Here is a 26,411-nt window from a genome sequence, read left to right as displayed (position 1 = left end):
AGATCCTGGCGTCGCGGAGATCACGCTCGGTTCCGGCGCTGGGCGCCGCTGTGCCGACGGAGCCCGTCGGTGTGGCGGGCGACGTCATTGACGCGCGTCGCGAGGTCGGGGTGGTCGGACGCCAGATAGCGGGTGCGTGACCGTCAGGGGGCCGACGAGGGCGGCAGTGAGCTCGGCGAGTGGGGTGCGGGCGGCGGCGGGGAGGTCGGTGAGCGCGGTGATCTGGCCGGCGAGCTGGCGCAGGTCCGCGGCGTTGGCACGGGCCCAGGCGGTGACAGTGCGGTTGGCGGCACGGCGGTCGCGGGTGGCCCGTACTCGCTGCTCGCCCGTGGACCCCGGGTTTCCGGGGCGTACGCGCAGGTAGCGGCGTTCGGCGGCCTGGCGGCTGGAGACGCCGAGGGGGTGGGCGAGGTCGGCCCAGCTGGCGCCCGCCTCCCGGGCCGCTTCGATCAGGCCCGGTTCCCACTCGGCGAGCTGATCGCGCGCTTCGCGGAGCAGCAGGAGCGCGGCGAGTGCCTGCTCCGAGCCGGCCTGGACGGGCTCGGAATGGTCCCTGTCCCGCGATGTCCGGGCGGTGCGCAGGGCCTCGTGGATCGTGTTCAGCGCCGCGGCGGCGGCGAGGAAGGACATGGGGGTGAGATCGCGGGCGCGGGGGGTTGGCTGATCGTCAACGGTCATGGATCCTCCAAACCCGCGGTGTCGTCATCTCGACGATGCCCTATATGTCATCACTTAGACGACATGTCACAATGAGATCAGGTGAATCGCATTGGCAGCAACGCGACTGACCTGAACACTGGAGGTGTTTCACGATGTTGATGCGCACCGATCCGTTCCGTGAGTTTGATCGACTCACTCAGCAGCTCCTGAACACGACCGGCACATGGTCGCGTCCGTCGGCGATGCCGATGGACGCCTACCGTGAGGGCGAGATGTACGTGATCGCCGTCGACCTGCCCGGCGTCTCCCCGGACGCGATCGACATCGACGTCGAGCGGAACATGCTGACCGTCAGGGCCGAGCGTCGGCCCGTCACCAAGGCGGACGACGTGCAGATGGAGCTCTCCGAGCGGCCTCTGGGCGTCTTCTCCCGCCAGGTCGTGCTGGCCGACACCCTGGACACCGAGCACATCAGCGCGGACTACGACGCGGGCGTGTTGACCCTGCGGATCCCGATCGCCGAGCGCGCCAAGCCCCGCAAGATCGCCATCGGTGGCGGCTCCGCGCACAAGGAGATCAGCGGCTGAAGCCCCCTCCCAGCCGTGCCGGAGGACGGGAGACGACCTCCCCTGCGCCGCCTCGGCTCGCCACCACACGCGCAAGGGAGCAGCCATGGCCATGCGATGGGAGGCGTTCCTGGATCAGGTCGAGGAACGAGGCGCGTACGGGACCAGCGAGGAAGCCGAGCGGGCGGCTCGCATGGTGCTGGCGCTGATGGGCGCGCACTTGGTGGGCGAGGTAGTCGGCGGAACTGGCTGCCCGCTGGAGGCAACCGCGTCACCGATGATTCCCCAGCAGGAGCCGCGCCGGTCCACCGTGGGCATGACGTTTGAGCAGATGCTGGAAAGAGTGCGGTACGAAGGCGCGTACACCACCCGCGCACAGGCCGAGGTGTCCGTGCGGGCCGTGCTGGCCGCCCTCGGGCGCCAGCTCACGGGCGATGAGCGCGTGGAGCTCGCGGCCAGGCTGGCGCACGAGGCCGCCGTCACCCTGACATCCGAGATCCCCGCCACCTGACCCGTCACCGGCTGGGGCTTCGTCAAGGACCTGGCGTCCCGCGCTGGCGGGACGGCAGCCACCGCCTGCTGGGACACCGGTACCGTCCTTTGCATCGTGGCCCTGCTGTTCGGTTGAGGGTGTACTGGCTGCGCCGTTTTGCCTGGTGCCGGCGCAGGTAGCCTGTTCGAGGTCGTCGAGGATGGCCCGGACCGTCCGTTCGGTGATGCAGCCGGACGTTCGGGTCCCGGGCGCTGGCCATGGCGAGCGCGGGGTTGTTTGAGGTGTCGGGGGCGGATCCTTCCCCGATGCTGGTGAGGAGTGCGAGCTGCCGGTCGTTTGACGGAGGCCAAGAGGGCATGGCGATCGTCGTGCCGCCTGTGGTCACCTCGGCACAACCGTAGGAAGAGCATCTTCCGGGGGCGCGCAAGGCTCACGGGGCGTCCGAGGGTGGAATGCCACTCGCTGTGGCCGTCGGCGGCGCCGGTCCCGGCACCGACGGGCACGATCATGCGTCGCGCGGGCCGAATCACGGCGGCAAGCCGCGAAAACCGGACCACGGCAACATCGGCGCAGCTGTACTAGCAGCCACCACACCAGCAGCAGCACACCAAGGACGTCGAAGACGGTTGGCCAACACCAATCGCTCTCACGGAAGCCGGCGCGCTTCTTGCTTGCTTCGGCTCAGGCAAGCGGTTACTCGAGCCGCCGCTCTGGTTGTTCCTCGTCCTCGTCGGGCACATGCACATCGCCGACCGCGATGTTGACCTCGACAACCTCCAGACCGGTCATCCGCTCGATGGCGGCGATCACGTTCTCTCTGACGTCGCCCGCGACCTCGATGATGGAGACGCGGTACTCCACGACGATCTCCAGGTCGACCGCGGTCTGTACCTCGCCGACCTCGACCTTCACCCCGCTGGTGACGGACTTCCCGCCGGCACCGGGCATACGTTCACGCATCGCCCCCATGCCACGGGCGAACCCACCGCGCATCGAGTGGACGCCCGGCACATCCCGGGCCGCCATCCCGGCGATCTTCGCCACCACGCCGTCGGCGATCGTTGTACGGCCACGCGATCCCGGATCGCTTCCGTGCGGCGTCTTCCCGCCGTGCTCACCCAATGACACCGCGCGAGGGGTCTCGGGCCGGCTCGGCAGTCCGGTATCCGTCATCTTCGGGCACCACTTTCCGACGCACAGGCGGCCTGTCGTGCCCCTTTCTTCACGCTAACGGCGAGTGCCCGACGTCGCTCAGGCAAGTGGCATGCGAGCGATGTCGGGCACGGCACCAGGAGGCGGTGGTACGCCACGCAGAAGGGCAAGTCGGGTGGCCGGTCGGGCCGCTCTACCGGACGCGGGGACGGCGGCTGCGCCCCATCCGCGTTCTGAGGAGGACAAGGTCGGCGACGAGCACCATCACTCCGATGATCAGCAGGTAGAGCGTGCCCCTGCCGAGCGCCCCCATGACGCCGAGCGCAACCGCCACGATGAGCAACAGAATAAACAGCACCACGTCAGCCTCCGGGCGTCAGCGGCGGGCCAGTCGTTGTCCGCCGTCACGTGGACGGCGGACTGATCTCTTGGCCCTGCGGGTCGAGGGCGTCGCAGTTGCGTCACTCGCGGAGATCGGCCGAGTGGATCACACCTTCTCCCTGTGGCATGTGCCGGTGACGCAACGGCCCCGGCGTATACACACCGGGGCCGCCCTTCCGGGTCGTTGCACGTGAGAGTGCACCGGCCCACTCACCAGACTATGCCCAGAATCCTATTTCGGTCATATGGCACGAAAAGGCCGTCATGTGGTCAGCCGCAGCCCTGAGGGTGGCCTGGGCAGTGTCAGTCACTGTCCTGCTCCTCGGTCTCCATGAGCTGGATCCCCTTGTGCGTCACTGTGACCATCGCGGGTGTGTTTCCTCGGGCCCAGTCGACCTGGATCAGTCCCTCGGCCGCCAAGTACATACAGGCGGCGGCCAGGTCCTCCTCGGGCATGGCGAGATCCTCGCGCAACTGCGCCCCGGTGAGGCCGAGGAGGCGATCGCCTTCGATGGCCTCGTACAGGGTCTTCATGATCGCCTCGCGGTAGTGCTCCCGCTCGTGCAGTGTCGCCATGGTCGCCCGCCTCGTGCCGGCACCGACGGAAACCCGTATGTCCGGGGCGGTGTCCTCCTCCCCCCGCTGAGGCCCATATCCTCGGATGTCGTCCGGCTGTGTGTGATCGTCCCGGGAGAACTGGCTGGTCAACAGCCAGGAGCGCACCGGCTCCGCCATGTGTGTGGTGTACACGCTGAGGTGGAGGCGTGTTCCGCCGTCGGGGCCTGCGGGGTAGCTGCGCGCTTCTGTGGCGGCGAAACAACGGCGGAGAATCTCCGCGACATGGCGAGCCGCCTCCGGGTCCGCGGCGACGGTACGAACCTCCGCGTGCCCGGCCGACGGCAGTTCCAGTGACTTCAAGGTGACCCCCTGCTCATCCAGGACGACGTGCATCACGGGCGACGTGCCGGTGGGTGTGGCGGCCGTTGGCCTCACACCCACCCTTGGCTGGAAGCAGGTCTGCGTCATCAGCGGCTCCCCTCTCGATGCTCAGGGCGTGTGGCGCCGGGCAGGAGGGCCCTTCGGCACGGCGGCACGTGGGCTCTTGCGGGTCCGCCGACCGATTCCCGGTAGGGCGTCGCTGTAGCGGAACGCCCCGATCCTTTCGTCATGCTGCGCGTTGAGCCGGTGGATCAGGAACATTCCCGCGATGATCACGAAAATGATCACGGCGACGGTGACGACGGTCTCCACGTCCTCACCTCCTCGGGGCGGAATTCGAGATCCCGATCGCGGCTGCGGCCGTCGAAGCGGCTCCGCCGTCGGTCTCCCATTCCTCTTCCCGGCTTTGAGCATCTGTCGCGTCGTGGCTGATGGCTTCGTCGGCCATCAGACCGCTGGCGGGGCGGATACCTCCTGGAGAGGTTGCCGCTGCCATCAGCCGGGCGGCGGCGGCCGGCTCCGTCTCCGGAGGGATCACCAGCAGGTCCATGCGGCCCACCGTGTAGGAGAGGAGGATCACTTTGTTCGGGTCCTGCTCGTCGGCGAACCAGCCGACATGCACCGTGTGGCCCGTGACGGGGACCTTGCGTGGGATGACGGGCCAGTGGGTCGGGTTCACGGTGACGTGGGTGATCCGGCCCCAGTACCCGTCCAGTGCGTCTGTCAGAGTAGGGATCTCCCGGAGGAGATCACGGGAGCGGGGCCACCAGGCACCGTCCAGGAGACCTGGAACCGAGCCGGTCGGGGTCAGGGACAGCCGGGCCGACGCCGAAGGCAGGCGCTCTTTGATGATCGTAGGTTCGATGGTCGCGGTCATGACGCGGACCTGTCCCCGGGCCTCCTATTGGAGGCCGGTGTTCTTGCTCGCCGGGAACGACACCGACATGGCGGCCGGTGTGCGAAGTGCTCCCGGTCCTTTCACTCTACGCCGTTCCGAGGCCCCGGAACGTGCGCGTGAGTAGGCGCTTTACCGAGAGGCAGCGAGTCCGGAACCACCGGCGAACGCAGCCGGTGCGGCGGCGCACGACTTACGGTGAGAGGAGGAGGTCCCGCGTTCGGCGGTGACACCGAAGCCCGCAGACAGGCGGACACGCCATGAACGAATCCGACACCCCTCGCGCCCCCGGGCTCCTGCCGGACGCGATCCATCGAGCCGCGAAACCCGGGACAGTTCTTCTGCGGCTGGAGACGACACAATCCCGGGAAGGCAACCTCGACGGCGCGTGGTGGCCGCGTTCCCGCGACATCGGCGCGGAGTTGCCCGACCTCATCCACGTGCTGACCGGGCACCTCGGCCCCATCACGCGCGTCGGCCTGGACGCCACCGCATGGGATGAACTTCCCACGCGCCTGGTCATCGACGACCAGGTCGTCCATATCGACTCCTTCCCGGTCGGTGATGACACCGTCCTGATCACTCGGGGCGACCAGGACCACTTCTCCCTTCTCGTGGTCCCGCCGCACGTGACACCCGACGCCGCCCGTGCCGCGATGGCCAGGGCCGTCCGAGCCGACAACGTCACCCATGCCGCACAGATCCTCATCGCCACCGGCACCCATCAGGCACACCCGACCCCCGTGGAGGACTCTCGGACCGGCGAGGAACGCCACGAGCCCGAGGGATGACCTCTGGAGGTCCGGGCGCCCGTAGGGCTGTCTTTGCCGGGCGGTGCCGACTTCAAGGCGATCGAGGCGGTGCCGCCCGTCGGAGTGGATGCCCGGCAGTGGTGTCCGCTGATGTTCCGCCGGTGCCGTTAGGGTGCGCGACATGGCCCGTACTCGGCTGTACCGCGACGGCTCCCTGGTCGAGGAGGACTTCCCGGTCCGGGACATCTCCCAGCATCTGGCGGACCGGTCTTCGACCGTGTGGTTGGACCTGTACCGCCCGGACCGCGCCGAGTTCACCGCGGTCGGCGAGGAACTCGGCCTCCACGAGCTGGCTCTCGAGGACGCGCTGCACGAGGGACAGCGGGCGAAACTCGACAACTACCGCACCCATCACTTCCTCAGCGTCTACGCGGTCGCCGTCGACCCGGACGGCGCCGGACTGACGATGAGCGAGCTCGCGGTCATCCTCACACCACAGGCGCTGATCACCGTCCGCAAGGACGCCGCGTTCGCCCTGGACGAGCTGGTCGCCCGCTGGGACCGCACCCCGGCTCTGGCGGCACACGGGGTCGCCTTTCTGCTCCACGGCCTGCTCGACCATGTCGTCGACGGGCACTTCGCCGCGGTACAGCAGCTCGACGAACGCATCGAGCAACTGGACGATCTGCTCTTCGCCGAAGGCGGCCGGCAGATCCAGACCGTACAGCGCCAGTCCTACGCCCTGCGGAAATCACTGGTCCGGCTCCGTCGCGTGGTCCTGCCCATGAGGGAGGTCGTCAACGCCCTCATGCGCCCCGACCTCGACGTCGTCGACGGCCCCTTGCTGCCGTACTACCGAGATGTGTACGACCACGTGCTGCGTGCCGGCGAGTGGACGGAGTCGCTGCGCGACCTGGTGGCCTCGGTGATGGAGACCAACTTGTCGGTGCAGGCGAACCGGATGAACCTGATCATGAAGAAGGTGACGAGCTGGGCCGCGATCATCGCCGTGCCCACGGCGATCACTGGCTTCTACGGACAGAACCTTCCCTACCCCGGCTTCGGACACCAGTCGGGATTCATCGCCTCCAGCGCCGTCATCGTCGTTGTCTCTCTGACGCTGTACTTCGCTTTCAAACACTGGGACTGGCTCTGACCGCACACGCTCCTGCGTGCTCGTCGGCAGACGAGCCCTGGGAGCCGGTTCCAGAAGTCGGCTCCAAACGGCTCCCAAGACTTCGGGCTATGTGCCAGTGGCGCAGGATCGCCGCGTTGACGTTCGTTACGGCGTCGGCGACCCGGAATCAGGGGGACTTCGAGACGTCGACCCTGACAATGTGCCGGGCGATGATGCAGCGATGATGCCCTGGAACTGGGTCGGCATGGTGGCGGCTCGTTCGTCGACACCCGTGGCGGGGTGTCGACGAACGAGAAGTATTAGCCCCAGCCCCGCGGCGTGAGTCACACGGGCACTTTGCGCGGGATGACCGGCCAGTGCTCGGGGTTGACGGCGATACGGGTGATGCGGCCCCAGACGGGGTCCAGCGCGTTGGTCAGTGCAGGTAGTTCGCGCAGCAGGTCGCGCGAGCGCGGCCACCAGGCGCCGTCCAGGAGTCCACGGGAGGGGCCGTCCGTCTTCAGTACGAGGCGGGCGGGAGGGGCTGCGACGGGTGCCGGCCGCGGCAGGGTTGCTTCGAAGGTCGCGGTCATGATGCGGACCCGTCTCCGGGCCGCCCCTGGGGTTACGGCCCGGGTTTCATCTCTCGCCGAGAACGACCCGGCGTGGAAGCCGGTATGCGAAATGCCCTCGGTGTCTCCAACCTACTCCTTCCGCCGCTCGCCGCGGTGGCTGTCGTACCGGCAGGAGTGGGCCGACAGAACCAGGGCCGTCGCCGGTGATCAGACCCGTCTCGCTGCACCAGCCGAGCGCGCCAGGGGCCGCCCGCCGATCGCACCCACCCAGGGCGGCCTGACGGCTCCGCCGTCCACCTCTGTCGCCGCAGCCGGTCTGTCAGCGGGACTCCCCGGGCTGCCACACGACCGACGGCCAACGGTGTGGCTGGCGTCGGAGTCACGTCGTCGTCCCGGGAGCTGTTCATGATCGACCGACCCGTCATCCCGTCATCGGGCGCCGGCCGGTGGCTTCGGCGGTCACCGCACCACTTCAGATGTGCCGGAGCGGCTGTCCCGAGCAGGAGTAGGCTGAAAACGTCGAGGGCACATCGTACGCCGGTGTCCGGACCGGTCTCGTCCTCGTCGCAAGAGAGATGTGGGCCGCTCAGGTCCGGGCAGGTTACGCCCTGTGACATCCGAAGCCCCGCACCGCCCATCCCGTCCCGAGGCCGCGCACGAGCCGAGCGGGCAGGGCCGGGTGGAGGTCCGCCTTGTCTCCGCGGACCCCGAAGCGGCCCGACGCGTCGCGGACGCGCTCCGGCTGCTGTTCGCCGGCGATGAACAGCGCAGCTATCCTGCGGGCCCCTCGGGAAACGGGACGCGGCTGCACCTCACACTGGACGCCTCGCGCGCCGCCGGTCCGCTCGGCTCCTGGCTCGACTCCAGCAGACCGCCCACCGATCGCACCCACCAGGGCGAGACCGCCTGACGGTCCCGCCGCCCCCTCGCCACGTCCTCACCAGCCCAAGCCCCTGTAGCTCCCGTATCCACCGTCCGTGCGACTCGCATCCGCTCTCAGCGATGCCGTTACGCACCCACGTCGAAGAGGCGCAGCCCAAACCCCGGCCGCACTGTCGTCACCGAGGTCAAGGACCGCGCATGTCTCTCCAGATCCTCCGTTCCCCGTCCGCCGTCCCGCCGGAAGGCTCCCCGCCGTCCCCGGAGTACGACGGGAGGGCACCCTTCCCGCGCGAGGGAACGGCTGCCGAGCGCACCGGCAGCGAGCGGCTGTCCCTGGCGATCACGGCGTTGATCGTCCTTCTCCCGTTCCTGGCACTCGGTCTGGCCGTCTGGCCGTTGTGGGGGCGCCTGATCCATCCCGTCGACGTCCTGCTCGCCGCGCTGCTCTACACCGTCACGGGCCTCGGCGTCACGGTCGGCTTCCACCGTGGCCTGACCCATGGCAGCTACCGGGCCGCACGGCCGCTGCGCACCGCGCTCGCGGTGGCCGGGTCGATGAGCTTCCAGGGGGACGTGATCGGCTGGGTCGCCATCCATCGCCGCCATCGCGCCTTCACTGACCGGCCGGGCGATCCTCACTCTCCGTATCGCTACGGCACGTCTGTATGCGGTCAGTTGCGGGGACTTGTGGATGCCCACGTCGGCTGGTTGCTCCGCAACGACCCCACGGCCGCGACGCGTTACGCTCCCGATCTGCTGGCCGACCGTGACATCCGGGCCGTGTCCCGGGCCTTCCCGGCCCTGTGTGTGCTCACCCTCGCGCTGCCCTTCGCCGCGGGGTGGCTGATCGGCGGCAGCTGGGTGTCTGCACTGACCGCCCTGCTGTGGGCGGGACTTGACCGCATCGCCCTGCTTCACCACGTGACGTGGAGCGTGAACTCTCTCTGCCATGTGATCGGTGAGCGCCCGTTCCGTACCCGTCGCCACGACCGCGCCACCAACCTGTGGCCCCTGGCCCTGCTCTCGTTCGGCGAGAGCTGGCACAACTGCACCACGCCGACCCCACTTGCGCCCGGCACGGCGTCGAGCGCGGCCAGCTCGATCCGTCCGCCGCCTTGATCCGCTTCTTCGAATGCCTCGGCTGGGTCAGGGTCGTGCGCTGGCCCACCCCGGACCGTATCGCCGCCCGCCGCGTGTGAACCCGAGCGACCGCATCCCCTTCGGGAGCTCCCATGACACATGCCCCACCGCCCCCACTCTCATCGCCGTCCGCCGTCCGCCTGCGCCTGGTGTCCCAGCCGGCACGGGGTCACATGCCCCGGCGCATCGACGGCGCCTGGTGGCCACGCTCGCCCGACCTGGCGTCCGAACTGCCCAGGCTGCTGGGCGGCCTGCCGCACGCCTGGGGACAGGTCACCAGCGTCCTCGCGGACGAGGCCGTATGGTCCCCGTTCCCGGGCCGGCTGCTCGTCGCCAACCAGGTCGTACGCCTGCGCCGGACGACCACCCAGCGCTCCCCGTCACTCGTCTGCCTGCTGGCGCCCGGCCGCGGCCGGTGGGACCTGCTGGTGGTGCCGCCCGCCGCCACGGACGCGGAGGCCGGGCGGCTCATGGAGAGTGGGGCCACCGTTGTGAAGGACAGCGTGGAGTCGGGAGTCGCAGTCCGTTGACGGTGGCCGTCGGACCACCCCCGGGTCCGCACTCCGGGTGCGGGCCTGGGAGTGTTGTCACCGGACCCGGCTGGGCAGGCTCCACGTGCCCGGTCCTGGACCGGCCGCGCTACCCGGATGGGCAGTCCGCTCGGACCGTCGACGGAGTACGCTGGTGTTACCGAGGGTATTTCGTGCACCGGCTTCCATGTCGCTGTCACTTTCGGCGATTTGATCATGCCGGGCCGGTTCCGGTCGGCCCGGAGCAGGGTTCGCGTCATGACTGCGACCGTTTCCCCCACGCCGATCCCCGGAAGTACGCCCTGTTCCACGTCACTCCGGATCTCTTGCGCTCCCCTCGGTTCCTCTCCGACGGCCGTGCTCGATCCGCTGTCGGGGCTGATCACCGGGGGCCTAACGAACCGTCGGTACTGGCCGGCCGCCCCGGGCGCGGGGCCCTTCGGTGGGCAGGTGCAGCCGACCCCGGTCTCGGCCCTTTGGCTAATGGCCGCCGGCCGGGACTGCCTGCGCACCTCGCACGTGCACCGGCTGATGGCGGAGGCGGCGCTCCTGCGCACGATGTCGGAGACCGACTCGGCCGTTCAGGCAGCCTGGGACTCCGAAGAAGACCACGAAGTCCGCGATCCCGCGGCACGCCCGCAGATCCCGGCCGTTTACGTTCCGCCGGCGGCGAGGTGAGGGCCGTGCGCACTCCAGCGGCGACCGGGGCCACAGTCGGCGGAGCCCGGACCGGTGTACCGCAGAGTTCTCCCGGCTGAGCCGGGCCGACACACCAGAGCCTCAGCAGCAGCCCGGGACCCCGGCCGCACCTCAGACGACAGGCCGGGGTCCTCCCGTGCCGTGTGCTTCCCGGACCGCTCGGGTCCGGGACCGTCATCGACCTAAGGAATGTGAGCCCATGGGTGTTCTGATCACCGTGCTGGCGGTGTGCGCCGCGGCCGGGCTGGTCCTGCTCGCCCTGAGCGTGCGCAACGTCCAGCAGTACGAGAAGGGCGTGGTGTTCCGTTTCGGGCGGCTGCTGCCGGACATCCGCGGGCCGGGCCTGCGTGTCATCCGGCCGATCGGGGACCGGATGCGGAAGGTGTCCGTGCAGACCGAGGTCCTCGGTATCCCGCCACAGGGGTCCATCACCGCCGACAACGTGACGCTCACCGTCGACGCGGTCGTCTACTTCAAGGTCATCGACCCCGTCAAAGCCCTGGTGAACGTGCGCAACTATCCTGCCGCCGTCTCCCAGATCGCCCAGACCTCGCTCCGCTCTGTCATCGGCAGGGCCGACCTGGACACACTGCTCTCCGACCGAGACCACATCAACGCGGAACTCAAGAAGGTGATGGACGCCCCCACCGAGGAACCCTGGGGACTGCGCATCGAACGCGTCGAGATCAAGGACATCGCCCTTCCGGAGTCCATGATGCGCTCCATGTCCAAGCAGGCCGAGGCCGAGCGGGAACGCCGCGCGCGGGTCATCGCCGCCGACGGAGAGTTCCAGGCGTCCCAGCGGCTGACCGACGCCGCCGCGACCATGGCCGACACCCCCGGAGCACTCCAACTGCGGCTGCTGCAGACCGTGGTGGACGTCTCCGCCGAGAAGAACAGCACCCTCGTGATGCCGTTCCCCGTGGAGATGCTCCGCTTCTTCGACCACCAGAGCAGGGAAACCGACGGCGAGTCCGACGGACGGCTCGTGCACCGGACCGCCAGGCGCCCCGCGCTGTCCACCAGTGCCGTGATCCCCGAGCCCGCCACCCCCACACCGGCCCTCACACCGTCGGTCTCCCTGCCCGGAGAGCGGGCCGGCAGCCGTGCGGAGGTGGCCCGGGAGCGGCGGGACAACTGGCCGACGCGCCGGGACGCCGAGGAATCATTGAGCGGTTGACCGTTCCCGGCCGCCCGAGGTGACGTGATCGTCGCGGTGCGGGGTGGAGCCGCTGACGGCCCTGGTGACAGCGTGTCACCGGGGTCGCAGCGGTCCGGGGTGGCTGAAGCGGCCGGCCCGCCGTTGGATGCGATGCCGGAGGGTGCGGTGGCGTACCGGTGGAAGCGCGGCCCATGCGTCGGCCCGGATGTAGAAGACATGCCTGGCGCCCTCGATGAGTACCAGGTAGAGCACGACCATCAGGGCCAGAGCGAGGACGAGTCCGAGCGGCAGGGACCGGAAGCCGAGTGGTCCCGCGAGCGGGACATCGGCAGCGCGACGCCGACGGCGACGACACCTATGGCGCTGACCAGCAGGGGGCGGCTGGGCCGGCTGCGCTAGAACGGCACCCGGCGCGTGCGGATGGCGAAGACGACCAGCGCCTGCGTGGCGAGGGACTCCACGAACCAACCGGAGCGGAACAGCTCGGCGCCGGCGTGAAAGATCTCGATCATGACCGCGAAGGTGAGGAAGTCGAAGAGGGAGCTGACGGGCCCGAAGAAGAGCATGGAGCGACGGATGAAGGCGATGTTCCAGTGCGAGGGCGCGCGCAGTTGCTCCGGGTCGACGTGGTCGGTGGGGATGGTCAACTGCCCGGCGTCGTAAAGGAGGTTGTTGAGCAGGATCTGCGAGGGCAGCATCGGCAGGAACGGCAGTACCAGGGAGGCTCCGGCCGTGCTGAACATGTTGCCGAAGTTGCTGGAGGTGCCCATCAGGACGTACTTGATGGTGTTGGCGAAGATCCGGCGGCCCTCGGTGACCCCGTCGGCGAGACCCCCGAGGCGGGATGGGGGATGCTGACCCTCTCGGGCGGGGTCGTCACGTCTGGCAAGGAGCGGACCGACGACGGTGAGGTGCACGAGGTGCACTCGCTCAAGCGTCGCGCGGCAAGCGCGACGCGGCCTGTTCCCATCCCGCCGCAGTTCGTACGCATGCTGCGTGCCCATGTGAATCGGTTCGACGTGGCACCTGACGGTCGACTTTTCCGGAACCAGGCCGGCAACTACGTGGACGCTGCCGCCTACGGCATCACATGGGCGCGGGCCCGGGAATACGCCCTGACCCGTACTGAGCGCACTTCTCGCCTGGCGAAGCGGCCTTACGATCTCCGGCACGCCGGGATCTCGCTCTGGCCCTACTCCGGAGTGGACCCGGCCGAGTGCGCCCGCCGCGCCGGCCAGAGCATCGAGGTTCTCTTTCGCCACTACGCCAAGTTCCTTGACGGCCTTCGAGAGCAGGCGAACCGTCTCATCGAGCAGTCCATGAACGAGTGGCAGCGCGTCAGTCAAGGTGACGTACCCGAGGGCTGAACCGAGGGTTTGGTCCGTGACTGGTCCGGAAGCACTGGTCAGCAGGGGTGCAGTCGTGGGAGGAATTGGGAGTTGGCGCGCAAGCCGGGCCCGGTCGAGAGCGGGTTGCGCGAAGGGCGCCTGACGGGTGAAAACCCAGGTCAGGCGCCTTTTCGCATGTGTCTAGAAGAAGCCCAGCCTCTTCGGCGAGTACGACACCAGCAGATTCTTCGTCTGCTGGTAGTGCTCCAGCATCATCTTGTGTGTCTCCCGGCCGATTCCGGACTGCTTGTAGCCGCCGAAGGCCGCGTGGGCCGGGTAGGCGTGGTAGCAGTTCGTCCACACGCGGCCCGCCTGGATCGCGCGGCCCGCGCGGTAGGCCGTGTTGATGTCCCGGGTCCACACGCCCGCGCCGAGGCCGTACAGCGTGTCGTTCGCGATCTTGATGGCGTCGTCGAAGTCGTCGAACGAAGCGACCGAGACGACCGGGCCGAAGATCTCCTCCTGGAAGATCCGCATGCGGTTGTCGCCCTCGAAGATGGTCGGCTGGACGTAGTAACCGCCCTTCAGCTCGCCGTCGTACTCGACACGTTCGCCACCGGTGAGGATCTTCGCGCCCTCCTGCCGGCCGATGTCCAGGTAGGAGAGGATCTTCTCCAGCTGGTCGTTGGAGGCCTGCGCGCCGATCATCGTGTCGGTGTCGAGCGGGTGCCCCGGCTTGATCTGCCGGGTGCGGGCCACGGCCGCTTCGAGGAACTCCCCGTAGTGGCCGCGCTGGACGAGCGCCCGGGAGGGGCAGGTGCAGACCTCGCCCTGGTTGAGCGCGAACATCGTGAAACCTTCGAGCGCCTTGTCCCGGAAGTCGTCGTCGTGCGCAAAGACGTCGTCGAAGAAGATGTTCGGAGACTTGCCGCCCAGTTCCAGCGTGACCGGCTTGATGTTCTCCGAGGCGTACTGCATGATCAGCCGCCCGGTCGTGGTCTCCCCGGTGAACGCGACCTTCGCCACCCGCGGGCTGGACGCCAGCGGCTTGCCCGCCTCCACGCCGAAGCCGTTGACGATGTTCACCACGCCCGGCGGCAGCAGGTCGGCGATCAGGCTCATCCAGTAGTGGATGGACGCCGGGGTCTGCTCGGCCGGCTTGAGGACGACCGCGTTGCCCGCCGCGAGCGCCGGAGCGAGCTTCCAGGCGGCCATCAGGATCGGGAAGTTCCACGGAATGATCTGCGCGACGACCCCGAGCGGCTCATGGAAGTGGTACGCCACCGTGTCGTCGTCGATCTCGCCCAGCGACCCCTCCTGTGCGCGGATGGCACCCGCGAAGTAGCGGAAGTGGTCGATGGCGAGCGGAATGTCGGCCGCCAGCGTCTCGCGCACCGGCTTGCCGTTCTCCCAGCTCTCGGCCACCGCGAGGGGTTCGAGGTGCGCCTCCATCCGGTCGGCGATCTTCAGCAGGATGTCGGAGCGCTCCGTCACCGCCGTACGACCCCAGCCGGGCGCCGCCTCGTGCGCCGCGTCCAGCGCCCGCTCGACGTCCTCCGCCGTGCCGCGCGCGATCTCGGTGAACGGCTGCCCGTTCACCGGCGACGGGTTCTCGAAGTACTGCCCGCGTATCGGCGGTACGTAGGCGCCGCCGATGAAGTGGTCGTAGCGCGCCTGGTAGGAGACGATCGCGCCCTCGGTGCCGGGCGCCGCGAAACGGGTCATGCTGGTCTGCCTCCCGGTGAAGCGCTGCCCGCCGTTGGGCAGCTCCGGCGCGAGGCTAGGCGGGCGGACGTTGCAAGTACGTTGCGCGGCCGGCCGGCGGAGGGGAGGGACCGACCGGTACGGCCAGCTCGGCCTCCAGCGCCGCGAGCCGTGCCCGTACCGGCGCCGTGGGCCGCACCACGGCCAGAGCCCGCCATACCTCCAGGTCGTCCTCGCCCCAGGGCGCGTGTGCCCAGTCCGCGAGCAGATCGGGGTCCCCGTGGGCGATGAGGGCCATGCGCATCCCGTCGGCCAGGCGGCTGCGGAGCCGTCTCACCGCCGGGGCCTGCGAACCCGGCAGCAGCGGGCCGGTGTACGCCTCCACCGCCGATACGAGGGCGCCCGTCCCCAGCCGCCGTTCCACCACGTCGGCGTCGGACTCCACCGCAGCCGTCAACCGGTAGGGCCGTGATGCCAGCAGGCCCGGCGCCAGCAGCCGCCGCAGCCGCGCCAGCTCGGCCCGAAGGGTCACCGGGGTCACCGACTCGTCCGCGTACAGCGCGCACAGCAGTTCGTCGCCGGTCAGCCCTTCGGGATGGCGGGCGAGGAGCACGAGAATCTCGCTGTGCCGGCGACTGAGCCTGGTCCGCCGCCCGTCCAGGCGCACTTCGGCCTCGTCGCGGCCCAGCGCGCGCAGCACGGCGCTGTTCCCGGCGGGCCGGGCCGGGGCGAGCAGTGCTAGCTGTGACTCGGCGGCCCGCGCCACCGCCTGCACGAAGCCCAGACTGTGCGGGTGCGCCAGCCCGTCGCCGCCGGTGATGTCGACGGCGCCGAGGACCCGGCCGGTGTGCGGATCGTGCACCGGCGCGGCGGCGCAGGTCCACGGCTGTACCCGCCGTATGAAGTGCTCCGCCGCGAACACCTGCACCGGCCGGTCCAGGGCGACCGCGGTACCCGGTGCATTGGTCCCGACCGCCGCCTCCGACCAGCGCGCGCCCGGTACGAAGTTCATTCCGTCCGCCCGGCGCCGGGTCGCCGGGTGCCCCTCGACCCACAGCAGCCGGCCGTGCGCGTCGCACACCGCGAGCAGATGCTCGCCGTCGGCGGCGAACGTGCCCAGCAGTTCCCGGAACAGCGGCATCACCCGGGACAGCGGGTGCTCGGCACGATAGGCACCGAGGTCGCTGTCGGTCAGCTCCACGCTCGCCGTCCCGTCCGGTCCCACACCGGCTCGCGCGCTGCGCCGCCACGACTCCGCCACCACGGACCGGACCGGGCGCGGCACCGTTCCCGCCGTGGTGAACGTCTCGTGCGCCCGGCGCAGCACCCGGACTCGCTCGGCGGGATCGGCCCCCGGCTCCAGAGCCACCCACGGATCGGTCAACTCGCCCTCCCCGGACGCTGAAACGGCTGGGCCCATCGTCACGCGCCGTGTTCGCGCGGACAACCGGTTCGACGTCCGTCTAGGCGAAATTGACCAGTCTGATGTAGCGCACCCAGTCCCAGTCCGGTCCCGGATCGGTGTGGTCGGTGCCCGGCACCTCGTAGTGACCGATGATGTGGTCCCTGTCCTTCGGGATGCCGTACTTCGTGCACACCGCCGCCGTCAGCTTCGCGGACTGCTCGTAGAGGGCGTTCGTGAAATAGACCGGCTGGTCCACCCAGCCCTCGTGCTCGATTCCGACGCTGCGGGTGTTGTAGTCCCAGTTGCCCGCGTGCCAGGCGATGTCGGCCTCGCGCACGCACTGGGCCACGTGCCCGTCCGCCGAACGGACGACGTAGTGCGCGGACACCTTCTTCTGCGGGTTCCGGAAGATGGCCAGGGTGTTCGGGTACGTCTCCTGCGTGACGTGGACGATCACCCGGTCGACGGCATAGGACGCAGGGCGGTCGGAGGCGGTGTAGTTGCCGCTGGTCGCCGGCTGCCACTCGGCCGGGGGATAGTCGACGGCGCCCTGCGCCCCTGCGCGGGCGTCGGGGAGCAGTGCGTAGGGGACGACCGCGAGGGCCGCGCCCTTCAGGATCCGTCGCCTGCTCAGGTGAGGTCGGGGCCGGTTCGTGTCCATCGTCGCTGCCTTTCTGGGGCCGGTGTGAGGGCTTCGCATGCCTGGCCGGCTGATGCGACGTCAGAGGCGAAGTGCCCGAGTCGTCTCGCGCAGCCGTGCATGCAGACCGCGGTGAGTCTCCCTCGCGGGCAGCCACTCCTTGCGGAGCTTGGCCACGCACGTGTAGTTGGTGTCGCACACGTTGGCCAAGGGCGATTCGGCCGCCTGGGTTGCGAACTGGTACGCGTCCAGCTCACTGAATCCGAAGTCGCGCACCAGCCACCGCACCAGATCGAGCTGCGCCGTCCTGAACGCGTCCTCCAGGGGGCGCGCCGAACCGGTCGAGATGAGATGGGTGTCCGATTCCAGCCGGGGCCAGGGGGTGACGACGTCCTTGAGCAGGTCGACGATCACCACGGTGTTCATCGCGCACTCCACGGCAACCCCGCAGGTCTCGCCCTCGCCCTGCCGGGCGTGCCCGTCGCCGAGGCTGAGCAGCGCGCCCTCGACGTTGACCCCCAGATAGCAGGTGACGCCGGCCCGCATCTCGGGCGTGTCCATGTTCCCGCCGTGCGCGTCCGGGACCAGCGCGGAACGCACTTCCAGGTTGGCGGGGGCCACGCCCACCGTGCCGTGCATCGGATCGAGGGGCAGCTCCAGCTCGATGTCACTGTCCCGGGCTCGGAACAGGGCGGTACGCCGAGTCCGGTCGAGCTGCCAGATCCATACCCGCTCCGGGAGCGGCGGCTGCAGCGAGGCCGTGGTGTGCGTCGAGGTGAGCGCGCCGAAGAGAGGGACCGTGGTGGACGCGGCCCAGTCCCGGGCCGGTTCGACGGACACGAAGTGCACGGCCACGGTGTCGCCGGGCTCGGCGCCCTCGATGTGGAAGGGGCCGGTCTGCGGATTGAGGAACGGGAACTCGCAGACCTGGGAGACGAGGTCCTTCTCGGACCGCACCCGGCCGGCGAAGCAGTCCTCGGTGTACAGGTCGAGAACCGTGCCGGGCGCGATCCGGGCCACCGGCGGCGCACCGCCGAACGTCCAGGCGTACTCGTCCGGTCCCGGGCGGACGGTCAGGATCAAGGGGTCGGTCATCGGGGCGTCGGTCCTCTCCTCTGGGCTGGTCATGGGCGATGGAACCTGTCGGGCCGGACCGCGTCGGGCTCTTCGAGGTGCACCCGCGCGGTCTCGGCTATCCGCTCGGGGTGACGCCGCATCAACACCAGCAGGACCACGACCCCGGCCGCCATCCAGACGCCGACCACCGGACCGGCGTACGAGACCGGCGTCGTCAGCTCGGCCACGAAGTCGAACGCCGGGATGCCGGCGGCCGTCAGCAGGGCGGGGACGAACGCGGCAATGCCGAGCACGGGCAGCAGCAGATGCCGTACGGGCCTCAGCGTCTCCCGTCCGCCGCGCAGGAAGTAGCCCGCGCAGGCCAGGTTCACGACGATGTAGACGCCGACGACGACCGTGACGATCACCGTGGCCAGCAGCAGGTACGCGGTCACCGGGTCGTAGCCGAAGCCGAGCGCCAGCACCGCACCGACCGCGACGACCGTCTGCACCACGATGCCCGCCACGGGGGAGCGGTGCCGGGGGTGGAGGGTGGCGAGCAGGCGGGGCAGGACCCGGATACGGGCCAGGGCGAAGGCCGTGCGGGTGGAGACATTGGCGCATGCGTTGGCGTTGGCGATCGCCGAGTTGACCACTGCCAGGAAGACCAGCACCCAGAAGAGGCCGAAGGAGGCGCGGGCGACGCCTTCCCAGGACGCGGCGCCCGACGCGCCGAACCTCGCGAAGCGGTCCGGTCCGAAGTAGACGGTCATCGCGTAGGTCGTGACCACGTAGAACAGACCGATGCCCAGGGCCGCTCCGAGGACCGCGCGATGCATGGTGCGGCGGGGATCGCGGGTCTCCTCGGCGAGCGGCGCTGCCGCCTCGAACCCGGCGAACGCGAGCACCGTGTACACGGACCCGGCGAAAACTCCGCCGACCCCGGCGTACCCGTCCGCGGTGTGCGAGGGGCCGAACACCGTCAGGGTGTTGGCGTCGCCCGCCTTCCCGATGAGCCAGATCGCGAACACCAGGAGGACGAGGATCTCGAAGATCCCGAGGACGGTGCCGAAGCGGGCCGAGGCACGGACACCGAGATAGCCGGCGACGGCGATCACCGCCGCGCCCGCCAGCGCCCACGGCCACCACAGGTCCTCCGGATACGAGGACCACTCCTCGTGCAGCGTGTCCGCCGTGGTGAAACCGAGCTGCAGGAGCAGCAGCGGCGGGACCAGCATCTCCACGAAGACGTAGCCCCAGCCGACGAGGAAGCCGACGGCCGGATGCAGCCCTCTGGCGGCGTACGTGGCCACGGAGCCCGCCGCGGGTAACTCGCGTGCCAGCTCGGCCACGCAGGACGCCGTGAACAGACAGGCCACCAGGGCGATCAGCACGGCCAGCGGCAGACTGCCCCCGGCGAACGCCGCGCCCGAAGGAATGGAGGCGGCCACCGCGGCAGCCGGCGCCATCGCCGTGATGCTCTGGAACAGCACCTCGCGCAACCCGACGGCGTCACGCCGCAGTGCTCCGGTCGTCTCCTCGCGCATGTGTCCCCCGATACATGTCGGCCTGACGGCACTCGTCGTGTGTGGATCCCTTCGTTGTACGAGGTCCCCGCCGCGACGGACCGGCGGCCGCACCTCGTGCGCATTCACGGTACGGCGCGGGGGAGTTGTGCAGAAGGGCCTGCCTCGGTTCCGTGGACGGCCCGCGAACTGTGGACAACTCGGCCACCCGAACGGGCGAGTCCGAGTCTTCGCAGGCCCGTATGAGGTCGATTCTCCGGAGGTCTGTGCGAGGCCGAGTCGTCACAGGTCTGCGCGAGGCCGAGGCGTCAAGGCCCGTGTGAGTCCGAGGCGTCACGGGCCGTGTGAGCCCGAGGCGTCACGGGCCACGTGGAGCCCACCGCCTCACAGGGGCACGCCTTCCCACTGATACGCATACGCCACCGTCCCGGCCCGGACCGCGGTGTGCAGCGCGGTGAGAAGGGGGGAGAGCCTCGCGGTGAGCCGCAGCCGGGGCAGTTCGTCGAGGAAGATCAGACCGTGTCGGTCGTGCTCCTCGCTCAGCGGCAGTCGGGTGTCGTCGGCGGGCCACCGCCCCGCTCCCTCAGGTCTGCTCCGCCACCGCCGCCGGATCGTCGAGGACGGTCCGGACGACCGAGTGGGCGGCGCCGAGCAGCGGGCCCTCGGGGCCCAGTCCGGACACCGACACCGGGCAGGCCGGTCCCGCCGTACGCCCTCTCAACTCGGCCTCCAGAGACGGCAGCAGCCAGGGGGAGAGGCCGGCCAGGGCCCCGCCCAGGACGACCGTCTCGGGGTCGATCAGGTTGACCGCCCCGGTCAGGGCTATCCCGAGCGCCGTACCGGCGTCGCGCAGGGCCCGCCGCACGGCCTCGTCGCCCTCCTCGGCCCGTCCCGCGAGCAGGCCGACGAGGTCCTCGCGCGGCTCCAGGCCGGCCGCGCGCAGCACCGCCTCCTCACCGGCGTACTGCTCCAGGCATCCGCGCCCGCCGCACGGGCAGGCAGGTCCGTCCGGGCGGACGGGCACATGGCCCAGCTCGCCCGCGAAGCCCCGGGTGCCGCGCAGCAGCTGTCCGTCCACGACGACCGCGGCGCCGATGCCGATCTCGGCCGACACGTGCAGGAAGTCGCGGGGTATGCCGGAACCGAGCCACAGCTCGGCCAGGGCACCGAAGTTGGCCTCGTTGTCCACGCTCAGCGGCAGGCCGCCGGGCAGCAGCGGGGCGAGGTCCGTGTCGTGCCAGTCGAGGTTCGGGGCGCGTACGACCGTACGGCCGTCGCGGGCCACCAGGCCCGGCACGGCGACCGCCAGCCCCGCGGGCCACAGCCCTTCCCGCTCCGCCTCGCCCAGGACCCTGCGGACCAGCGCCGACAGTTCCTCCAGCACCGGCTCAGGGGCGCGCCCCCGGTTCGCACCGTGGCGCACGCCCCGCGCGCGGACCGCGCCCCGCAGGTCGACCGCGCACACGGCGAGGTGATCGACGCCGATCTCCGCCCCGATGCCCGCGGGGCCGCGTCCGCTCACCGCGAGGGCCGAGCCGGGGCGGCCCACCCGGCCGGGCCGCTCCGGGCCCAGTTCCTCCAGCAGACCCCAGCCGATCAGCTCGTCCACGAGGGTCGACACCGCGGCCCGCGTCAGACCGATGCGCGAGGCGACCGTGGCGCGCGACAGTGACCCCTCCGCGCTGACGGCGTGCATCACCCGCGCCAGGTTGCGCCGGCGCATGCCCCGCTGGGTGTCCGGCAGGGAGCGCGCGGTCCCGGGCCCGTGGCCCTCGTGCAGTGGTGCGGTCATGCCTGCGTCAATCCTCGGTCTCTGCGGCCGGACTCGGCTCGGGGGCTGGTGCAGCCGGGCTCGGGGGCTCTGCGACCGGGCTCGGCTCCGGTGCGGTGGCCGGGCTCAGCGGGATTCCGTCCCCCGCTCCAGCAGCGGGCCCGCGTCGGAGAGTACCCCGCTGATCCTGGCCAGCGTCGCCTCGTCCCGCTCCACGGCCTGCAGCACCGGACCCGCGGCCGTCTGCCAGCGGCGGGCCACAGCGGATGGGTCCTCACCGGTCAGCAGGCCCGCTGCCTGCGCCGCCGCTCCGAGGGCGACCAGTTCCCTGGCCTCCGGGACCTGGACCGGCCGACCCGACAGCCGCCGTACCGTCTGCTGCCAGGCGGTGCCCCGGGCTCCACCGCCGATCAGCAGCAGGGGGGTGCTGCGGTCGGCGTCCTCGTCGAGGACGAGGTCGAGCGCCCCGAGGAGCGAGTGGACCGCCCCGTCGTAGGCGGCCTGCAGGAGCTGGCCCGCGGTCGTGTCCTGACGCAGCCCGAGCAGCAGGCCGGAGGCGTTCGGCAGGTTCGGGGTGCGCTCGCCGTCCAGGTACGGCAGCAGGGTGACCGAAGAGCCGGGCTCGACGGCCTCGCGGTCCAGGCTCAGCAGGGTCGCGACGCGGTCCACGGCGAGCGTGCAGTTCAGGGTGCAGGCCAGCGGGAGCCAGTCTCCGTGCGCGTCGGCGAAGCCCGCCACCGTACCGGTCGGATCGGCGGGACGGTGCTTGGAGACGGCGTACACGGTGCCCGACGTGCCGAGGCTGAGCACCGCGGTGCCCGGCCGCAGGCCGAGGCCCATGGCGGCCGCCGCGTTGTCACCGGTGCCGGGGGCCACCAGCGTGCCCTTGGAGAACGGCAGGTCGTGGCTGTCGCGGACGGTGCCCACCACCTCGCCGGGCCGCACCACCCGGGGCAGCAGGGCCGGATCGAGCCCCACGTGCGCCAGGGTCTCCTCGTCGTACGTCTCCGTCCCCGACGCCCACCAGCCCGTTCCGGAGGCGTCGCCGCGGTCCGTGGTGCCCAGCCCGGTCAGGCGCTCGGTGAGGTAGTCGTGGGGGAGCCGTACCGCCCGGGTGGCCCGGACCGCCTCGGGCTCGTGCTCGGCCAGCCACGCCCACTTCGTGACCGTGAACGACGCCCCGGGCACGCTGCCGGTGCGCTCGGCCCAGCCCTTCGGACCGCCCAGCTCCTCGACGAGCCGGCGGGCCTGCGGCGCCGAGCGGACGTCGTTCCACAGCAGGGCAGGACGTACCGGCTCGCCCCGCTCGTCCAGGGTGACCAGGCCGTGCTGCTGGCCGCCGATCGACACCGCGGCGGCCTCGTGGGCCGCGTCGCCGCACTGGCGCAGTGCCTCGCACAGGGCGTCCCACCACTGACGCGGATCACTTTCCCGGCCCGCACCGGAGGACACGGTGTGCGGTGCCTGGCCGCTCGCGACAACCTCACCGGTGGACGCGTCGACGACCAGCGCCTTCGTGGACTGGGTGGACGTGTCCACGCCGACTACGAGCGGACCCTCGGCTGCTGACATCGGGCTCTCCTCTTCCGCGGCTCTGCGGGATGTGCTGTGAGCTGGCAGGACGTCTGCAACGACACCCGCCGAAGACGTCCGCCGGGGACCCCCGTCGGGACGTCCGTCGGGGACGCCTGTCGGGACGTCCGTCGAAGACACCTTGTCGTCAAAGACATCTTGTCCCTTCCCTGCGATGCGTCGGCATACTAATTTGTAAACGGCCATGACGAAATAGTCGTACGCAGCAAGGAGCCCGGCATGAGCTACCAGCCCACCCCCGAGGACAGGTTCACCTTCGGCCTGTGGACCGTCGGCTGGCAGGGAAGGGACCCGTTCGGCGACGCCACCCGCCGCGTTCTCGACCCGGTCGAGACGGTGCAGCGCCTGGCCGGGCTCGGCGCCCACGGGGTGACCTTCCATGACGACGACCTGATCCCCTTCGGCTCCTCGGACGCCGAGCGCGAGTCGCACATCAAGCGGTTCCGCCAGGCCCTGGACGCGACCGGCATGACCGTGCCGATGGCCACCACGAACCTCTTCACCCACCCCGTCTTCAAGGACGGAGCCTTCACCGCCAACGACCGCGACGTCCGCCGCTACGCGCTGCGCAAGACGATCCGGAACATCGACCTCGCCGCCGAGCTGGGTGCGAAGATCTACGTCGCCTGGGGCGGCCGCGAGGGCGCCGAGTCCGGCGCCGCCAAGGACGTGCGCGCGGCCCTCGACCGGATGAAGGAGGCTTTCGACCTGCTCGGCGCGTACGTCACCGACCAGGGCTACGACATCCGATTCGCCATCGAGCCCAAGCCGAACGAGCCGCGCGGCGACATCCTGCTGCCCACCGTCGGTCACGCGCTGGCCTTCATCGAGCGCCTGGAGCGCCCCGAGCTGTACGGCGTCAACCCCGAGGTGGGCCACGAGCAGATGGCGGGGCTCAACTTCCCGCACGGCATCGCACAGGCCCTGTGGGCGGGCAAGCTCTTCCACATCGACCTCAACGGCCAGTCCGGCATCAAGTACGACCAGGACCTGCGCTTCGGCGCCGGCGACCTGCGGGCTGCCTTCTGGCTCGTCGACCTCCTGGAGAGCGCCGGGTACACGGGACCCCGCCACTTCGACTTCAAGCCGCCTCGGACCGAGGACCTCGACGGCGTATGGGCCTCGGCGGCCGGCTGCATGCGCAACTACCTGATTCTGAAAGAGCGTTCGGCCGCCTTCCGAGCCGACCCGGAGGTCCGGGAAGCGCTGCGCGCCTCGCGCCTCGACGAACTGGCCCGGCCGACCGCGGCGGACGGGCTGCAGGCCCTGCTCGCCGACCGTACGGCCTTCGAGGACTTCGACGTGGAGGCGGCCGCCACACGCGGGATGGCTTTCGAACGGCTCGACCAGCTGGCGATGGACCATCTGCTCGGCGCCCGGGGCTGACCAGGCATACGTGCGTGGGGGGCCGACAGACTTCCACGCGCGCGCGTGGGGCCGGGCCGGCGGAATGGTGTGGTCCGCACCACGAGCCGCCATCCGCTTCCGTGCGCCGGTACCTTTGTGGCCGGGCGGCGGCGACTCTGGAGGGTATGTCTCTGCCGCCTGTGCCACCGGAACCGCCGGACGGAACCGAGCCGCCTCGGGGCGGTGGCTTCGGACCGCCGTACGAAGGTTACGGCCCGTCCCCGTGGGACGAGCCGGGCCAGGCATGGTCCGGGCAGTCACCTCGGCGCGGCCGAGGCTCGAAGTTCGCCCTCCTGGCCGTCCCGTTGGCCGCCGCAGCCGTCCTTGCCGTGGTCCTCATGGCCTCCGGGCATGACGTTTCCACCGACAAGAAGGGCCCGGAGAACGGCAGTACGGCCACGAGCCCCTCTCCCCGGCCCTCCTTCAGCCTCCCCACCGAACTCCCCAGCCGTCTGCCGTCGCGCCTGCCGACCGGATTCCCGTCGCGCCTGCCGACGGGGCTTCCGTCTGGCCTGCCGAGCGCACTGCCGAGCGACTTGAAGACGCTCCTGCCGTCCCTCTCGGACGAACTGCCCTGACGTCTCTCCTGAGGCTCGTCCGGCAACGATCTTCGAGGGGCGTCTCCGGGCTCTTCGGTCAACGAGGCTGTGCGGTTGGGGAGCACGCGACTCCCCTCAGAGGTCCGGGAACGGTGGCGTCCCGTCCATCGTCAGCAGCAGTTTCCGTGCTGGTTCGGCCTCTTCCGGTCGCATGGATGAGGCGAGCCCCTCGATGACCGGTCGTCCTGCGCGCACGGCTTCCCTGGCGGCCACCTCCCAGGCAGGCTGCTCATCGTAGGCAGGCCGTGCCCGGTACGACGGGCTGGGTGCCGGCTGCGAACCCACCGTCGGACTCGCCTTGATACGGCAGGCGCCGTGACCACATCGCGAACACGACCTAGAGCGACCACTATGCGATGGGGGGATCGTTCGGTAGGGATCCGGTGCACGGCGGCGGTGTACACGGTCGGGTTCCAGGAAGGGGCGGGAGCACACGGATACTTTCCGATGACGGGCGGGTTGAGTGCCTACAGCTACGCCCCGGTGCTCGTCCAACTGCTGTTCCATGCACTCCTGTTGTTGGATCCGCTGGTCGCAGCATTGATCGTCTCCGCCCGCCCCTGTGGGCCTTTGCTCGCTGCTGGGGTCATGCTCTCGGACATGCTCGGCAACTGGAGCGTCGCATGGAGCGCGGTCATGGCACATCCCATCACGTTTCTCCGTCCCGTAGGGCTCTTGCCGATCACGCTCTTCGGCATCTTCGTCCTGCTCACAGCCCTTCCGCTCCGCCGGGCGCTGGCGAAACGCTAGAGACCGAGAGCCTTGATCCGCATCGGCTCGGCACAGCGGCACCCGTCGTCGGCTCGGGGTACCCGGGGACAGAGCATGGGGGCATGGGTCTTCGGGGATTGAGGGGTAAGGCCTCCAGCGGTGCCCGTTGTTGGGTCCCTCACATGGCGGGTGGCAATATCGCTTTGAGCCCTCCCTGAGGGTGGTTTACATCGGGCACTGAGGGCTGTTTCGCGCTGGTCCCGGCACGCTGGGAGGGTCTTGTCCCCTGCGTGACAAAGGAATTCCCCTCGTGCGTCTTCGTCATTCCGTCGCAGCTGCCCTCGGAGCTCTGGCGCTCGTCGTCACCCTGCCCACATCCGCCAGCGCCGCCACTGGCGACTTCCTCTACAAGGTAGGCCCTGGCGTGCCGGCCGGCATCGCCGACCCGGAGAGCGGCCGATGCACCAATCTCTTCGGGGCAACTGAGCAGGACCCCGCATTTGCGCCCGAGAATTTCACCACGTCAACCGCAACGGTGTTCCTGGACTTCGACTGCAACGGCGACACCTTCTACGTCATGAACCCGGGAAAGAGGTTGGGTGACAGGCTGAAGCTTCGCTCAGTCGTCTTCAGCTGACCGCCCTGTCCCGCCCCGGTATGAGACCTGTTCAGCACCCGTACCGGGGCGGGTTTTACTGAACGGCCGTTGCCTTCCATCTCCAGGTGGT

At 70.1% G+C, this 26,411-nt stretch carries 27 protein-coding genes and 3 pseudogenes; 15 read left to right on the top strand and 15 right to left on the bottom strand.

Annotation, left to right across the window (positions count from 1 at the left end):
- Positions 1-20 precede the first annotated feature (20 nt).
- Positions 21-678 (bottom strand): annotated as a pseudogene (locus ACFZCP_RS29765) (type III effector protein).
- Positions 679-812: 134 nt separating this feature from the next.
- Here ACFZCP_RS29765 and ACFZCP_RS29760 point away from each other — a divergent pair.
- Entirely contained in the window at positions 813-1,247 is a 435-nt protein-coding gene (locus ACFZCP_RS29760; protein WP_391432621.1) for an Hsp20 family protein, read from the top strand.
- A gap of 85 nt (positions 1,248-1,332) precedes the next feature.
- Positions 1,333-1,737 (top strand): DUF2267 domain-containing protein, encoded by a 405-nt coding sequence (locus ACFZCP_RS29755; RefSeq protein ID WP_391432618.1) that lies wholly within the window; start codon positions 1,333-1,335, stop codon positions 1,735-1,737.
- Positions 1,738-2,412: 675 nt separating this feature from the next.
- Here the strand turns inward: ACFZCP_RS29755 and ACFZCP_RS29750 are convergent.
- The 5 genes from ACFZCP_RS29750 to ACFZCP_RS29730 form a co-directional block, all read right to left on the bottom strand.
- On the bottom strand, positions 2,413-2,892 hold the full coding sequence (locus ACFZCP_RS29750; RefSeq protein WP_391432615.1) for an Asp23/Gls24 family envelope stress response protein: 480 nt from the start codon (positions 2,890-2,892) through the stop codon (positions 2,413-2,415).
- A 172-nt stretch (positions 2,893-3,064) separates the two neighbouring features.
- Positions 3,065-3,232 carry a hypothetical protein gene (locus ACFZCP_RS29745; RefSeq protein ID WP_391432612.1) on the bottom strand — a complete coding sequence of 56 codons (168 nt, stop codon included), beginning with the start codon at positions 3,230-3,232 and terminating at the stop codon, positions 3,065-3,067.
- A 323-nt stretch (positions 3,233-3,555) separates the two neighbouring features.
- A complete protein-coding gene (locus ACFZCP_RS29740; RefSeq protein WP_391432609.1) occupies positions 3,556-3,828 on the bottom strand; it encodes a hypothetical protein in 273 nt (90 codons plus the stop codon).
- Between the two features lie 471 nt (positions 3,829-4,299).
- Positions 4,300-4,503, bottom strand: a complete 204-nt coding sequence (locus tag ACFZCP_RS29735) for a hypothetical protein (protein ID WP_391432607.1) — start codon at positions 4,501-4,503, stop codon at positions 4,300-4,302.
- A 4-nt stretch (positions 4,504-4,507) separates the two neighbouring features.
- Positions 4,508-5,068 carry a DUF5994 family protein gene (locus ACFZCP_RS29730; RefSeq protein WP_391432604.1) on the bottom strand — a complete coding sequence of 187 codons (561 nt, stop codon included), beginning with the start codon at positions 5,066-5,068 and terminating at the stop codon, positions 4,508-4,510.
- Between the two features lie 278 nt (positions 5,069-5,346).
- Between ACFZCP_RS29730 and ACFZCP_RS29725 the strand changes: the two genes are divergently transcribed.
- Positions 5,347-5,877: a DUF5994 family protein gene (locus ACFZCP_RS29725; protein ID WP_391432601.1), complete on the top strand. Its 531-nt coding sequence runs from the start codon at positions 5,347-5,349 to the stop codon at positions 5,875-5,877.
- A 142-nt stretch (positions 5,878-6,019) separates the two neighbouring features.
- Complete coding sequence (locus ACFZCP_RS29720; RefSeq protein WP_391432597.1) at positions 6,020-6,994, top strand: CorA family divalent cation transporter; 975 nt, start codon at positions 6,020-6,022, stop codon at positions 6,992-6,994.
- A gap of 308 nt (positions 6,995-7,302) precedes the next feature.
- Here the strand turns inward: ACFZCP_RS29720 and ACFZCP_RS29715 are convergent.
- Positions 7,303-7,548 (bottom strand): annotated as a pseudogene (locus ACFZCP_RS29715) (DUF5994 family protein); the annotation flags it as partial.
- 592 nt (positions 7,549-8,140) lie between these two features.
- Here ACFZCP_RS29715 and ACFZCP_RS29710 point away from each other — a divergent pair.
- The 6 genes and pseudogenes from ACFZCP_RS29710 to ACFZCP_RS29685 all read left to right on the top strand — a co-directional run bounded on the left by ACFZCP_RS29710 (position 8,141) and on the right by ACFZCP_RS29685 (position 12,342).
- Positions 8,141-8,440, top strand: coding sequence for a hypothetical protein (locus ACFZCP_RS29710; protein WP_391432594.1), 300 nt, complete (start codon positions 8,141-8,143; stop codon positions 8,438-8,440).
- Between the two features lie 170 nt (positions 8,441-8,610).
- Positions 8,611-9,611 (top strand): annotated as a pseudogene (locus tag ACFZCP_RS29705) (acyl-CoA desaturase).
- A 33-nt stretch (positions 9,612-9,644) separates the two neighbouring features.
- Positions 9,645-10,082: a DUF5994 family protein gene (locus tag ACFZCP_RS29700; protein WP_391432591.1), complete on the top strand. Its 438-nt coding sequence runs from the start codon at positions 9,645-9,647 to the stop codon at positions 10,080-10,082.
- Positions 10,083-10,439: 357 nt separating this feature from the next.
- Entirely contained in the window at positions 10,440-10,760 is a 321-nt protein-coding gene (locus tag ACFZCP_RS29695) for a hypothetical protein (protein WP_391432588.1), read from the top strand.
- A gap of 220 nt (positions 10,761-10,980) precedes the next feature.
- A complete protein-coding gene (locus ACFZCP_RS29690) occupies positions 10,981-11,961 on the top strand; it encodes an SPFH domain-containing protein (protein ID WP_391432585.1) in 981 nt (326 codons plus the stop codon).
- A 198-nt stretch (positions 11,962-12,159) separates the two neighbouring features.
- Complete coding sequence (locus ACFZCP_RS29685; RefSeq protein ID WP_391432582.1) at positions 12,160-12,342, top strand: hypothetical protein; 183 nt, start codon at positions 12,160-12,162, stop codon at positions 12,340-12,342.
- Here ACFZCP_RS29685 and ACFZCP_RS29680 read toward each other — a convergent pair.
- Positions 12,339-12,869 carry a cation transporting ATPase C-terminal domain-containing protein gene (locus ACFZCP_RS29680; protein WP_391432579.1) on the bottom strand — a complete coding sequence of 177 codons (531 nt, stop codon included), beginning with the start codon at positions 12,867-12,869 and terminating at the stop codon, positions 12,339-12,341. The two genes, ACFZCP_RS29685 and ACFZCP_RS29680, sit on opposite strands and share 4 nt — an antisense overlap.
- Here ACFZCP_RS29680 and ACFZCP_RS29675 point away from each other — a divergent pair.
- Positions 12,864-13,310, top strand: coding sequence for a hypothetical protein (locus ACFZCP_RS29675; RefSeq protein ID WP_391432576.1), 447 nt, complete (start codon positions 12,864-12,866; stop codon positions 13,308-13,310). The genes ACFZCP_RS29680 and ACFZCP_RS29675 overlap by 6 nt on opposite strands.
- Before the next feature lie 162 nt (positions 13,311-13,472).
- Here ACFZCP_RS29675 and ACFZCP_RS29670 read toward each other — a convergent pair whose 3' ends face one another.
- From ACFZCP_RS29670 to xylB, 7 genes are all read right to left on the bottom strand, one after another.
- On the bottom strand, positions 13,473-14,996 hold the full coding sequence (locus ACFZCP_RS29670; protein ID WP_391432573.1) for an aldehyde dehydrogenase family protein: 1,524 nt from the start codon (positions 14,994-14,996) through the stop codon (positions 13,473-13,475).
- A gap of 55 nt (positions 14,997-15,051) precedes the next feature.
- Positions 15,052-16,359, bottom strand: coding sequence for a GAF domain-containing protein (locus ACFZCP_RS29665; RefSeq protein ID WP_391432570.1), 1,308 nt, complete (start codon positions 16,357-16,359; stop codon positions 15,052-15,054).
- 79 nt (positions 16,360-16,438) lie between these two features.
- The gene (locus ACFZCP_RS29660; protein WP_391432566.1) at positions 16,439-17,041 is read right to left on the bottom strand and encodes an N-acetylmuramoyl-L-alanine amidase; all 603 of its coding nucleotides are present in this window, start codon (positions 17,039-17,041) and stop codon (positions 16,439-16,441) included.
- A 60-nt stretch (positions 17,042-17,101) separates the two neighbouring features.
- Positions 17,102-18,115 (bottom strand): acetamidase/formamidase family protein, encoded by a 1,014-nt coding sequence (locus ACFZCP_RS29655; protein ID WP_391432864.1) that lies wholly within the window; start codon positions 18,113-18,115, stop codon positions 17,102-17,104.
- 29 nt (positions 18,116-18,144) lie between these two features.
- Complete coding sequence (locus ACFZCP_RS29650) at positions 18,145-19,623, bottom strand: amino acid permease (RefSeq protein WP_391432562.1); 1,479 nt, start codon at positions 19,621-19,623, stop codon at positions 18,145-18,147.
- Between the two features lie 562 nt (positions 19,624-20,185).
- Complete coding sequence (locus ACFZCP_RS29645; protein ID WP_362686247.1) at positions 20,186-21,394, bottom strand: ROK family transcriptional regulator; 1,209 nt, start codon at positions 21,392-21,394, stop codon at positions 20,186-20,188.
- 105 nt (positions 21,395-21,499) lie between these two features.
- On the bottom strand, positions 21,500-22,945 hold the full coding sequence (xylB, locus tag ACFZCP_RS29640) for a xylulokinase (protein ID WP_391432557.1): 1,446 nt from the start codon (positions 22,943-22,945) through the stop codon (positions 21,500-21,502).
- A gap of 240 nt (positions 22,946-23,185) precedes the next feature.
- Here xylB and xylA point away from each other — a divergent pair, with 240 nt between their 5' ends.
- The 4 genes from xylA (at position 23,186) to ACFZCP_RS29620 (ending at position 26,320) form a co-directional block, all read left to right on the top strand.
- Positions 23,186-24,352, top strand: coding sequence for a xylose isomerase (xylA, locus tag ACFZCP_RS29635; protein ID WP_391432554.1), 1,167 nt, complete (start codon positions 23,186-23,188; stop codon positions 24,350-24,352).
- A 359-nt stretch (positions 24,353-24,711) separates the two neighbouring features.
- On the top strand, positions 24,712-24,951 hold the full coding sequence (locus tag ACFZCP_RS29630; protein WP_391432551.1) for a hypothetical protein: 240 nt from the start codon (positions 24,712-24,714) through the stop codon (positions 24,949-24,951).
- Between the two features lie 468 nt (positions 24,952-25,419).
- Positions 25,420-25,722 (top strand): hypothetical protein, encoded by a 303-nt coding sequence (locus ACFZCP_RS29625; RefSeq protein WP_391432548.1) that lies wholly within the window; start codon positions 25,420-25,422, stop codon positions 25,720-25,722.
- Between the two features lie 271 nt (positions 25,723-25,993).
- The gene (locus ACFZCP_RS29620; RefSeq protein ID WP_391432545.1) at positions 25,994-26,320 is read left to right on the top strand and encodes a hypothetical protein; all 327 of its coding nucleotides are present in this window, start codon (positions 25,994-25,996) and stop codon (positions 26,318-26,320) included.
- Positions 26,321-26,411 lie beyond the last annotated feature (91 nt).

This window comes from Streptomyces sp. NPDC007971 (genome assembly GCF_042958635.1).
In the GTDB taxonomy this organism is placed as follows: domain Bacteria; phylum Actinomycetota; class Actinomycetes; order Streptomycetales; family Streptomycetaceae; genus Streptomyces.
Note: the sequence above shows the minus strand (reverse complement) of the source record. Positions and strands in the feature narration are given on the sequence as shown.

Excerpts from the sequence above, each read along its gene's own strand:
- ACFZCP_RS29760 (WP_391432621.1), top strand. The coding sequence starts at position 813 with ATGTTGATGCGCACCGATCCGTTCCGTGAGTTTGATCGACTCACTCAG.
- ACFZCP_RS29755 (WP_391432618.1), top strand. The coding sequence starts at position 1,333 with ATGGCCATGCGATGGGAGGCGTTCCTGGATCAGGTCGAGGAACGAGGC.
- ACFZCP_RS29750 (WP_391432615.1), bottom strand. The coding sequence starts at position 2,892 with ATGACGGATACCGGACTGCCGAGCCGGCCCGAGACCCCTCGCGCGGTG.
- ACFZCP_RS29740 (WP_391432609.1), bottom strand. The coding sequence starts at position 3,828 with ATGGCGACACTGCACGAGCGGGAGCACTACCGCGAGGCGATCATGAAG.
- ACFZCP_RS29730 (WP_391432604.1), bottom strand. The coding sequence starts at position 5,068 with ATGACCGCGACCATCGAACCTACGATCATCAAAGAGCGCCTGCCTTCG.
- ACFZCP_RS29725 (WP_391432601.1), top strand. The coding sequence starts at position 5,347 with ATGAACGAATCCGACACCCCTCGCGCCCCCGGGCTCCTGCCGGACGCG.
- ACFZCP_RS29720 (WP_391432597.1), top strand. The coding sequence starts at position 6,020 with ATGGCCCGTACTCGGCTGTACCGCGACGGCTCCCTGGTCGAGGAGGAC.
- ACFZCP_RS29700 (WP_391432591.1), top strand. The coding sequence starts at position 9,645 with ATGACACATGCCCCACCGCCCCCACTCTCATCGCCGTCCGCCGTCCGC.
- ACFZCP_RS29690 (WP_391432585.1), top strand. The coding sequence starts at position 10,981 with ATGGGTGTTCTGATCACCGTGCTGGCGGTGTGCGCCGCGGCCGGGCTG.
- ACFZCP_RS29685 (WP_391432582.1), top strand. The coding sequence starts at position 12,160 with ATGCCTGGCGCCCTCGATGAGTACCAGGTAGAGCACGACCATCAGGGC.
- ACFZCP_RS29670 (WP_391432573.1), bottom strand. The coding sequence starts at position 14,996 with ATGACCCGTTTCGCGGCGCCCGGCACCGAGGGCGCGATCGTCTCCTAC.
- ACFZCP_RS29660 (WP_391432566.1), bottom strand. The coding sequence starts at position 17,041 with ATGGACACGAACCGGCCCCGACCTCACCTGAGCAGGCGACGGATCCTG.
- ACFZCP_RS29655 (WP_391432864.1), bottom strand. The coding sequence starts at position 18,115 with ATGACCGACCCCTTGATCCTGACCGTCCGCCCGGGACCGGACGAGTAC.
- ACFZCP_RS29650 (WP_391432562.1), bottom strand. The coding sequence starts at position 19,623 with ATGCGCGAGGAGACGACCGGAGCACTGCGGCGTGACGCCGTCGGGTTG.
- ACFZCP_RS29645 (WP_362686247.1), bottom strand. The coding sequence starts at position 21,394 with ATGACCGCACCACTGCACGAGGGCCACGGGCCCGGGACCGCGCGCTCC.
- xylB (WP_391432557.1), bottom strand. The coding sequence starts at position 22,945 with ATGTCAGCAGCCGAGGGTCCGCTCGTAGTCGGCGTGGACACGTCCACC.
- xylA (WP_391432554.1), top strand. The coding sequence starts at position 23,186 with ATGAGCTACCAGCCCACCCCCGAGGACAGGTTCACCTTCGGCCTGTGG.
- ACFZCP_RS29630 (WP_391432551.1), top strand. The coding sequence starts at position 24,712 with ATGGCCTCCGGGCATGACGTTTCCACCGACAAGAAGGGCCCGGAGAAC.
- ACFZCP_RS29625 (WP_391432548.1), top strand. The coding sequence starts at position 25,420 with ATGACGGGCGGGTTGAGTGCCTACAGCTACGCCCCGGTGCTCGTCCAA.